Origin of the sequence: Nonomuraea longispora (assembly GCF_004348345.1) — a bacterium.
Classification (GTDB): domain Bacteria; phylum Actinomycetota; class Actinomycetes; order Streptosporangiales; family Streptosporangiaceae; genus Nonomuraea; species Nonomuraea longispora.
In genome coordinates this window covers 1-6,064 of record NZ_SMJZ01000324.1, presented here as the reverse complement: position 1 = coordinate 6,064, position 6,064 = coordinate 1, and the positions used below count along the sequence as shown (strand labels likewise).

General features: G+C 69.8%; 9 protein-coding genes. 5 read left to right on the top strand and 4 right to left on the bottom strand.

The window, feature by feature from the left end:
* Nucleotides 1–287 (bottom strand): ROK family protein (locus E1267_RS42115; RefSeq protein ID WP_165960105.1); only part of this gene is annotated, 287 nt, incomplete at its 3' end.
* Nucleotides 288–350: 63 nt separating this feature from the next.
* On the opposite strand from E1267_RS42115, the gene E1267_RS42110 reads away from it, so the two are divergent.
* The 5 genes from E1267_RS42110 to E1267_RS42090 all read left to right on the top strand — a co-directional run bounded on the left by E1267_RS42110 (nucleotide 351) and on the right by E1267_RS42090 (nucleotide 3,824).
* The gene (locus E1267_RS42110; RefSeq protein WP_132341674.1) at nucleotides 351–1,151 is read left to right on the top strand and encodes a GNAT family N-acetyltransferase; all 801 of its coding nucleotides are present in this window, start codon (nucleotides 351–353) and stop codon (nucleotides 1,149–1,151) included.
* 61 nt (nucleotides 1,152–1,212) lie between these two features.
* Nucleotides 1,213–2,226, top strand: a complete 1,014-nt coding sequence (locus E1267_RS42105; protein ID WP_132341672.1) for a phosphotransferase family protein — start codon at nucleotides 1,213–1,215, stop codon at nucleotides 2,224–2,226.
* A gap of 92 nt (nucleotides 2,227–2,318) precedes the next feature.
* Nucleotides 2,319–2,579, top strand: coding sequence for a hypothetical protein (locus E1267_RS42100; protein ID WP_132341670.1), 261 nt, complete (start codon nucleotides 2,319–2,321; stop codon nucleotides 2,577–2,579).
* Between the two features lie 57 nt (nucleotides 2,580–2,636).
* Nucleotides 2,637–3,488, top strand: coding sequence for a helix-turn-helix domain-containing protein (locus E1267_RS42095; protein ID WP_132341668.1), 852 nt, complete (start codon nucleotides 2,637–2,639; stop codon nucleotides 3,486–3,488).
* Nucleotides 3,489–3,557: 69 nt separating this feature from the next.
* Nucleotides 3,558–3,824 (top strand): hypothetical protein, encoded by a 267-nt coding sequence (locus E1267_RS42090; RefSeq protein WP_132341666.1) that lies wholly within the window; start codon nucleotides 3,558–3,560, stop codon nucleotides 3,822–3,824.
* A 10-nt stretch (nucleotides 3,825–3,834) separates the two neighbouring features.
* Here the strand turns inward: E1267_RS42090 and E1267_RS42085 are convergent, their stop codons facing one another.
* From E1267_RS42085 to E1267_RS42075, 3 genes are all read right to left on the bottom strand, one after another.
* Nucleotides 3,835–4,797, bottom strand: a complete 963-nt coding sequence (locus E1267_RS42085) for an ABC transporter substrate-binding protein (protein WP_132341664.1) — start codon at nucleotides 4,795–4,797, stop codon at nucleotides 3,835–3,837.
* 14 nt (nucleotides 4,798–4,811) lie between these two features.
* Nucleotides 4,812–5,759, bottom strand: a complete 948-nt coding sequence (locus E1267_RS42080; protein ID WP_132341662.1) for an ABC transporter permease — start codon at nucleotides 5,757–5,759, stop codon at nucleotides 4,812–4,814.
* Nucleotides 5,756–6,064 (bottom strand): P-loop NTPase family protein (locus E1267_RS42075; protein ID WP_484213951.1); only part of this gene is annotated, 309 nt, incomplete at its 5' end. The genes E1267_RS42075 and E1267_RS42080, both read right to left, overlap by 4 nt.

Here is a 6,064-nt window from a genome sequence, read left to right as displayed (position 1 = left end):
TCCGTGAACGACGACGCCGGCACGTCCCGCCACCCGAACGCGGCCGAGAAGACGGCCTGTTCCGCCGTGACAAGGCCGGGCACCGCCAGCCCCACCGCGAGAGGGCGAACGCCCGGCCGGGGGCGGGCGAGGTCGCTGACGAGGGCGGACACGGCCGCGACGACACGCTCGGGGCCTTCGGTGCGGGGGGTGGGCCGCCGCTCGATATGCAGACATGTCCCGTCGCGGGCGACAAGCCCGCCTTTCATGGTGGTGCCGCCGAGATCGACCGCTACAACGCACTCCATCCCTTCATCCTGCTGCAGAAACCCTTTGAGATCTTCCCCGCCCATGCATAAGGATGGGGCGTCATGCGCCGCCTCGCCATCGACGACCTCGACGCCTGCATCCATTTGGCCAAGGACCGCGGCTGGCCGCCCGAGGAGCACAAATGGCGCCTGCTGTTCGAGATCGGCGAGCCGTACGGCATCGACGCCGACGACGGCGACGGCCTGGCCGCGTGCAACGTCCTGACCCTCTACGGCGACGCGCACGCCGTGGTCAGCATGGTGCTCACCGCGTCCCGCTACACCAGGCGGGGCCTCGCCCGCGCGCTCATGCGGCACGTGCTCGACCGGGCGGGTGAGCGCAGCGTCTTCCTGCACGCCACCGAGCAGGGGCGGCCGCTCTACGAGCAGTTGGGCTTCCGCACGACCGGCCGCGTGGCCAAGCACACGGGTGTCTTCGCGGGTGAGCCCTCGGGCACGACCCGCCCGGCCACCGTCGCCGACCTCGACGCCATCCTGGCCTTCGACGCCGAGGTGTTCGGCATGGACAGGTCGGCGGCGCTGCGGCGGATGTTCACCTTCGGCGAGCAGGTCAGGGTGGCGCCGGGCGGTTTCGGTCAGTGCTGGCGCAACGACGACACCACCGTGATCGGCCCGGTCGTGGCGGACGACGAGAAGACGGCGCGCGCCCTGATCGGCGACCTGGCTCTAGACGCGGGCGGCGAGGTGCGGATGGACTTCGACCTCGCCCACGAGTCCATGATCCGGTGGGCGGGCGAGCACGGCATCGGCGAGCCGTGGGAGGTCTCGCTCATGGTGCGCGGCGACGACCTGCCCGGAGACCGCTCACGCCAGTTCCTCCCCTTCATGCAGGCGCTCGGTTGACCGGGTTCCCGGGCCCTGAATAGGGTTTTACCAGAACATCATTCTGGCCGAAGGGCGGCACATGACCTCCACCCACATCGACGTCAGCGCCATCGACCTCGACGAGCTCGACGCGTGGATGGACGAGCAGGGCCTTCCTCCCGGCCCGATCACGGGTGTGACGCCGGTCCCCGGCGGCACGCAGAACGTCATGGTCCGACTCGAACGCGGCGGCCGCCCTTACATCCTGCGCAGGCCGCCGCAGCACGCCCGCCGCAAGAGCAACGAGGTGCTGCGCCGTGAGGCCCGCGTGCTGGCGGCGCTGCACGACACCCCGGTGCCCGCGCCCACGCTGGTGGCCGCGCAGACCGCGCGGGAGCCGGTGTTCTACCTGATGGACCCGGTCGACGGGTTCAACCCCTCGACCGGGCTGCCGGAGCCGCACGCCTCCGACCCCGCGATCAGGCACCGCATGGGGCTGGAGGCGGCCGCCGCGCTGGCCGAGCTGGGGCGGGTCGATCCGGAGGTGCTGCCGGGGTTCGGCAGGCCGGAGGGGTTCCTCGAACGGCAGGTGCCGCGCTGGCTGAAGGAGCTCGACTCGTACGGCGAGCTCGACGGCTACCCCGGCCCCGACATCCCCGGGTTGAGCGAGACGGCCGGCTGGCTCACCCGCAACCTGCCCCGTGCGTTCGTCCCGGGTGTCATGCACGGCGACTACCACTTCGCCAACCTGATGTTCGCCACCGACAGCCCCCGCGTGGCCGCCATCGTCGACTGGGAGATGTGCACGATCGGCGATCCGCTGGTCGACCTCGGCTGGCTGCTCGCGATGTGGCCGGCCGGCAACGACCACGTGCCGGGACTGCCGGAGCCGCGCGAGATCATCGCCTACTACGCGGCGCTGTCCGAGCGCGACCTGTCGGCCATCGACTGGTACGCCGTCATGGCCTGCTTCAAGCTCGGCATCGTCCTGGAGGGCACGCACGCGCGGGCGTTCGCCGGCAAGGCGCCCCGGGACATCGGCGACCTGCTGCACGCGACGACGCTCGGCCTGTTCGAGCGGGCTCAGGAGTTCGTGCACGGCGCGCTCAACTGACCGGATGTCACGATTTCGGAGAAACGATCACATATCGGCCCCCGAGCCATACAATTGCGCGCAATTGCATCTGTTATCGGGGAAGGATCGTCATGCGTATGCGGTTCCTCGGGTCCACGTCAGAGGCGGGCGCCTGTCCCACCCTGTACGAGACCGACCGCGGCACCATCGTCGTCCAAGGCCTCCAGGTCACCGACACTGAGGCGCTCGCCGATCTCCGCGACGTGCTCGACGGCGAGGCCGCCGTCGAGGTGCCCCGCGAGCTCATCACCGAAATCGCCCGCAGGGTCCTGCCCGACGGGTCGGCAACCGCTTTCCCGACCTGCGGAGGAACACCCACGGCTACCGCTTGATCACAATTGCGTACCGCACTGGCATGATCGGCGCAAGCAGGGCTAGCCTCTTGCGGCGTGACGTCCTTTCAGCAGGCGCGCATCGACCTCGGCAGCCAATTACGCCAGCTGCGCGAGACCGCTCGGCTGTCCGGCAAGGAGCTGGCCGAACAGCTTCGCTGGCAGCCGTCCAAGGTCTCGCGCCTGGAGAACGCCAGGCAGACCGCCACCGAGGATGACGTGGTCGTGTGGGCCCAGGCCGTGCGCGCTTCCCCCGACACGACCGACGAGCTGATCCGGCAGGCGATCGCGCTGCTCGAACGGCACGACGACTGGAAGCAGCGCCACCGCAGCGGCCTGGCCGCCCTCCAGGAGGACGTCCGCGACCTCGAGGCGCGCACCAAGCTGTTCCGGGTGTTCGAGCCCGGCATCGTCGTGGGCCTGCTGCAGACCTCCGAATACGCCAGGCACGTGTTCCGCAAGGTCAAGCGCCTCTACAGCGCCGCCGACCAGATCGACGCGGCCGTACGCGTGCGCATGCAACGCCAGGAGATCCTCTACGACCGCACACGCACGTTCCGGTTCGTGGTCTCGGAGGCCACGCTGCGCACCCTCCTGGCGCCGCCCGAGGTGATGCGCGGCCAGCTCGACCGCCTGCTGGCCGTCAGCACGCTGCCGAACGTGGAGTTCGGCGTGATCCCGTTCGACGCCGAGTTCCCGTCCAACCCGGTCAACGGCTTCTGGATCTACAACGATTCCATGGTCGGCGTGGCCACCATGACGAAGGACCTCATCCTGCGCGACCCCGATGACATCGCCTTCTACGTCCGGGCGTTCGACGACTTCGCGAAGGTGGCCGAGTTCGAGGAGGCCGGACGGGAGGTCATCATCAGGGTTCTTCACGATTACCGGCAACAAACCGCATATTAGCCGCAGCAATTGCTTGCCCTCCGCGCCAAGATCGTGCAATTCTGTCGCGAGACGTTGCGGAGGTGACGCATGATGCTTGATACCGCGCTCTGCCTCGAGCGGTTCGCGTGGCACGCGGGTCGTCACGCGGACCTGTCGGTGCAAAGCCTCGCATTGGCCAGTGACCCTGCCTACGTGTCGGTCCGCAACCGATTCTCGGCCACCCTCACGGAGACCGTGACCTGCTCCGACGAGGGCGCGTTCATCACCTCATGGGGCTATCGCCTGGGCACCTCCGAGGACGTCGAGTCCGCCGCCGCCCGGCTCGCCTTCCTCCTCGCCGCCCTGCCGGCCTGAGCCGGCCCGGTCAGCACCCCGCCTTGTAGAGGATCCTCTGCACCTCCGGCTCGTCGACGTTCTCCTCCGTGACGATCGTGGCGTCCGTCGGGATCGACGCCGTGACCTGCTGCCCCTTCACCGCTGCGACCGCCTGCTCGACGCCCTTGGCGCCGATGTCGCCGGGCAACTGCGCGACCAGAGCCTGGACCACGCCGTCCTTGAGCTGCTTGACCTGCGCGGGGCCCGCGTCGAAGCCCACCATCCTGACCTCGCCCAGCTTGCCCGCCTGGCGCAGGGCCGAGCCGGCGCCGGTGGCCGAGTTGAGGTTCGCCGCGAACACCCCGGCGAGGTCGGGGTCCTTCGCCAGCGCCGCGTTGACGATCCTGGACGCCTCACCGACGTCGTTGTGCGAATACTGCACACCGAGATGGGCGATGTCCGGATGGTTGGCCTTGATCTCCTGCTCGAAGCCCTTGACGCGCGCGTCCACGGTGCTGACGCCGGGGTCGGTGGAGATGACCAGCACCTTGCCCTTGCCGCCGATCTGCTCCGAGAGCGCCTGGGCCGCCGCCGCGCCGCCCTTGACGTTGTCGGTGCTGATCCTCGACAGCCCGATGCCGTCGTCCTCGACCACAGTGTCCACCAGGATGATCTTGATGCCCTGCTGCTTGGCCTGGGTCAGCGGCGCGATCATCGCCTTGACGTCGGTCGGTGCGATCAGCATGGCGTCCGGCGCGCTCGCGGTCACCGAGTTGACGATCGGCGTCTGCAACGTCGGGTCGAATTTCTGCGGTCCCTGCACGTCGAGTGCCACACCCAGCTCCTGGGCCTTGGCCTTCGCGCCGCAGGCCATCGTCTCGTAGAACTCCTCCCCCGCCAGGCCCTGCACGAGAGTGACCCTGGTCTGTTCGCCGCCGCCCGCGTCGCTCCCCTGCCCGCCGCAGGCGGTGATCAGGATCATCGCTGCGAGAGCCGCCGTGATCTTGCGCATGGTGGTGCCTCCTCCTAATGGTCGCGGGACCTGCGCCTCCACTGGTCGACGTAGACGGCGGCGACGAGCACCGCGCCCACCACCACCTGCTGCCAGAACGGCCGCACCCCGAGAATCTGGAAGCCGTTCTGCAGCACGACGGGGATGAAGACGCCGATGACCGTGCCGGCCACCGTCCCGACCCCTCCGAACAGGGACGTCCCGCCGATCACCACGGCCGCGATGGCCTGGAGATTGTCGGTGGAGTGCGCGGACACGCCGGTGATGCCGTACTTGGCCAGCGACAGGCAGCCGGCCAGGCCCGCCAGCAGGCCCGCGAGCCCGTACACCTTGACCAGGTGCGCGCGCACGGCCACGCCGCCGCGCCGGGCGGCCTCCACGTTGGAGCCGATCGCGTACGTGTGGCGGCCGAAGCGGGTACGGGCGAGCATGAGCGCGAGGACCGCGGTGATGGCGGCGCAGATCCACACGATCACCGGCACGCCCAGCCAGCGGGCAAGGCCGAGCCCGAGGTTCAGCTCGGTCGGGGCGCGCAGGTCGACGCCGCCGGTGAGCAGCAGCGCGCCGCCGAGCGACATGCCGAGGGTGCCGAGCGTCACGATGAGCGCCGGGATGCGCCCCATGGCGACCAGCACGCCGTTCAGCACTCCCCAGGCCAGCCCCGCGACCAGGGCGGCCACGGTGCCGAGAACGAGCGACCCGGTGGCCTCCATGACCTTGGCCGCGGACACGGCCGAGAACACCAGCACCCCGCCCACCGACAGGTCGATGCCCGCCGTGATGATCACGTACGTCATGCCGGTGGCGAGGAGCAGCAGGATGGCGGCGTCGCTGACCAGGTTGAGCAGGTTGAACGAGGTGGGGAACGTACGCGGCGCGAGCAGCGAGAACGCCACCACCAGCCCCGCCAGCACCAGGCCGATCCACACGACCTGCGGGGCCCCGAGCCGGAGGTGCCTCATCGCTCGTCTTCCTCCACAGCCGCGGCCCCCAGGTCGGGTTCGTCCTGTTCGAGTGCGCCCGTCATGGCGCCGACCAGGTCCTCCATCGACACGCGCGCGGTGTCCAACCTGGCCACCCTGCGGCCCAGCCGCAGCACCTCCACCCGGTCCGACACCGCCATGACGTCCTGCATGTTGTGGCTGATGAGCACGACGGCCACGCCCGAGTCGCGTACGTTCCTGATCAGGTCGAGCACCCGCCGCGTCTGCACCACGCCGAGCGCCGCGGTCGGCTCGTCCATGAACACCGCCCGCCGTGCCCACCC

What these genes read in the sequence shown, in the direction of transcription:
- E1267_RS42085 (WP_132341664.1), bottom strand. Translation starts at nt 4,797, where the DNA reads ATGCGCAAGATCACGGCGGCTCTCGCAGCGATGATCCTGATCACCGCC.
- E1267_RS42110 (WP_132341674.1), top strand. Translation starts at nt 351, where the DNA reads ATGCGCCGCCTCGCCATCGACGACCTCGACGCCTGCATCCATTTGGCC.
- E1267_RS42080 (WP_132341662.1), bottom strand. Translation starts at nt 5,759, where the DNA reads ATGAGGCACCTCCGGCTCGGGGCCCCGCAGGTCGTGTGGATCGGCCTG.
- E1267_RS42090 (WP_132341666.1), top strand. Translation starts at nt 3,558, where the DNA reads ATGATGCTTGATACCGCGCTCTGCCTCGAGCGGTTCGCGTGGCACGCG.
- E1267_RS42100 (WP_132341670.1), top strand. Translation starts at nt 2,319, where the DNA reads ATGCGTATGCGGTTCCTCGGGTCCACGTCAGAGGCGGGCGCCTGTCCC.
- E1267_RS42105 (WP_132341672.1), top strand. Translation starts at nt 1,213, where the DNA reads ATGACCTCCACCCACATCGACGTCAGCGCCATCGACCTCGACGAGCTC.